Origin of the sequence: Mesorhizobium sp. M2A.F.Ca.ET.042.01.1.1, assembly GCF_003997405.1 — a bacterium.
Taxonomy (GTDB): domain Bacteria; phylum Pseudomonadota; class Alphaproteobacteria; order Rhizobiales; family Rhizobiaceae; genus Mesorhizobium.
This window is the reverse complement of record NZ_RZRX01000447.1, coordinates 1-2,700: the sequence shown is the minus strand read 5'-3', so window position 1 is coordinate 2,700 and position 2,700 is coordinate 1. Positions and strand designations below refer to the sequence as shown.

At 64.8% G+C, this 2,700-nt stretch carries 2 protein-coding genes and 1 pseudogene; 1 reads left to right on the top strand and 2 read right to left on the bottom strand.

Going from position 1 to position 2,700, the window contains the following annotated elements:
* Window positions 1-285: 285 nt before the first annotated feature.
* Complete coding sequence (locus EOA23_RS33430; protein WP_112125352.1) at window positions 286-477, bottom strand: hypothetical protein; 192 nt, start codon at window positions 475-477, stop codon at window positions 286-288.
* 682 nt (window positions 478-1,159) lie between these two features.
* On the opposite strand from EOA23_RS33430, the gene dinB reads away from it, so the two are divergent.
* Window positions 1,160-2,422, top strand: coding sequence for a DNA polymerase IV (gene dinB / locus EOA23_RS33425; protein ID WP_127307195.1), 1,263 nt, complete (start codon window positions 1,160-1,162; stop codon window positions 2,420-2,422).
* Between the two features lie 6 nt (window positions 2,423-2,428).
* On the opposite strand, the pseudogene EOA23_RS33420 reads toward dinB, so the two are convergent.
* Window positions 2,429-2,700, bottom strand: a pseudogene (locus EOA23_RS33420) (aldose 1-epimerase); the annotation flags it as partial.

Here is a 2,700-nt window from a genome sequence, read left to right as displayed (position 1 = left end):
CTCCGTGGTCGACCGCCGATGAAGGGACTTGTCCGGCGGCTTGCTAACCAAATGAATTGATGGCGCTGTTGTTTCTTGAAAATCGGCACCTCGGGCCTCTGCGTTCGGCGGCTGAGACTTCAGTCCGAACAAGGCCTCGGACCGTCGCCCGAAGGCCGGAACAATCGCTTTCGGCTGCCGTTGCCCGGCCATCAAAATCGGCGGAGGGAGAGAAGACACGGCCTGCTGACGGTTCCGCCTTTTTGACTGGTCGTTCCAACTGCTCCTTCCAAATTCAAGGTAGAATCAGGCCTCGAGGTCCATCGGCTGATGGCCGGGCTGCTGGTGCCAAAGCACCTGGCGATAATCCGTCAGTTCGACGACCTGCGTGCAGACCGGACAGATGTAGCTGTCGCAGCATTGGCGAAGCGCCGGCGACCCGCGGCGAGCGGCAATGACCGGCGGACGCGAATAGGCTTTGACGGCTTGATCAAGCATGGTTTCCTCCTGGTGGTTGTCGATTGTCCCCGCCCAAGGTCCTCCCCCCTCGCCGGCCATGTCGCGCCGCCGCGGCGCTTGGCCAGCGCTGGAACAGGTTCGGCATGATGCTGATGGGGGAACGCACGAGGCCGCGATGATATCGCCTTGATTGTTGCCGAGGTCGCATCGAATTCTCCCTGTCGGGCGAAAACGGATGGGTCCCTCAACCACCGCCGTGCCAGCGCGAGAACAGGAAAGCAGCGGCGACAAGGTTCCGCATTAACTTCCGATAAGGCGCCAAAAAAATCTTTCAAATTCTTCGAGCGCCGGGAGCGCTCAATATATTAGCAGACCCTCATAATAAGGTGTATGAATCCGGTTGCGGTCGCAGATGATCGCAACGTCAGGCGCCGCTTCACATGGGAGGGAAACCACGTGTAGCCCGGCAGCCGCACGATCTCGACACGCGTCTTGGCGGGCGCGCGGACCGCCTCCTGTGAAGTTCGCACGATCTCCTTCACGGGTGATCGTGCAAGCTGACCTCTACCCGCGGCTGTGGCTTCAGGTTGTGGAAACTTGCACGCTCAAGCGTGGCGGCTTGACAGCGAGCTTCTTTTGTTCTCTTTATGTTCTACTAATTCCCCTTACAAAAGACGCAGCTAATGCTGCAATGCCACACAAATGGCCATGGGAGCGCGCGATGGCCGCCACGAATAACGCCGCGGCCGCCACCATTCTCCATGCCGATCTCGACGCCTTCTACGCCTCGGTCGAGCAATTGCTCGACCCGTCATTGCGCGGCAAGCCGATCGCCGTCGGCGGCGGCGTGGTGCTGGCGGCTTCCTATGAAGCCAAGGTGTTTGGCGTGCGCGGCGGCATGCCCGGCCGCAAGGCGCGCGAGCTCTGCCCGCAGCTCATCTTCGTCGGCGGTCATTTTTCGGAGTACCAGCGCCTCGGCGACGCCGCGATCAAGGTGCTCGACGATTTCACGCCGGTGGTCGAGCGCATCTCGATCGACGAGGCCTTCGCCGACGTCGCCGGCTGCACGCATCTGTTCGGGCCGCCGCAGGAGATCGCGCGGAAAATCCGCGAGCGCGTGAAGGCCGAGCTCGGCCTGCCGATCTCGATCGGCGTGGCGCGGACAAAGCACCTCGCCAAGATCGCCTCGCAGGTGGCCAAGCCCGACGGGCTGGTGGTGGTCGAGCCCGGCACCGAGCTCGCCTTCCTGCACGACCTACCCGTTACGCTGATGTGGGGCGTCGGCCCGGCGACCAAGGCGAGGCTGGCCGAGATCGGCGTCGAGACCATCGGCCAGCTGGCGCGCACTCATAGCGGCGCGTTGGAGCGGCTGATCGGCCACGCCGCCGGCCAGAAGCTCGCCGCGCTCGCCTGGAACCGCGACCCGCGCAAGCTCGAGACGCATCGCCGCGCGCATTCGGCCGGCGCGCAATCGGCGCTTGGCAGGAAGCCGGCGGTGCCGCGCGTCTTCGTGCCGACGCTGCTGCATCTGGCCGATCGCGTGGCGAGCCGCCTGCGCGCCAAGGACCGGCCCGGCCGAACGGTGACGGTGCGGGTGCGCTTCGCCGATCTGCGCGCCGTCACCCGCTCGGTGACGCTGGAGCAGCCGATCCAGGCGACAGTGATGCTGGCCGAGATCGCCGAGGAGCTGGTGCGCGGCGTGCTGGCCGCCCATCCGGGCGAACGGGAAATCTCACTGCTCGCCATTTCGGTCTCGCATCTGGAGGAGCATGCCGAGCTGCAGCTCGAACTGCCGCTCGGCCTGACGGATGAGAAGCGGAAGCCCGGCAGCAGCAAGGGTCTCGCCCGCTTCGGCGCCGACCGCGCCATCGACAAGATCCGCCAGCGCTTCGGCAAGGAAGCCGTCGGCTACGGCACGGTGGCGCTGGAAGGCCCGCGCTCGGTGCCGGATGGATTCAGGGAACTGGCCGAGAAGGAGCTGTAGAGGTTCTCAATCCGTCTCCAACACTGCCCAGTCCAGCCGCATCGTCGCGCTCATCGTTTGCCCATCGTCGAGCACCGTCAGCCCCTCGCCATGATGCGCATCGACCGCGTGCGAGACCGGCTCGAAGCAGAAGAAGCCGGCATCGGGCGACGGCGAATAGAGGATGTAGACGCCAAGCTCCGGCGAGACGGTGAGCGTGACCTTGATCCCGTCCTCGAGCTGCACGATCGAGGCGCGGCGGTTCCAGCCCTCGAAAGCGTTGTTGACCCACTCCAGCG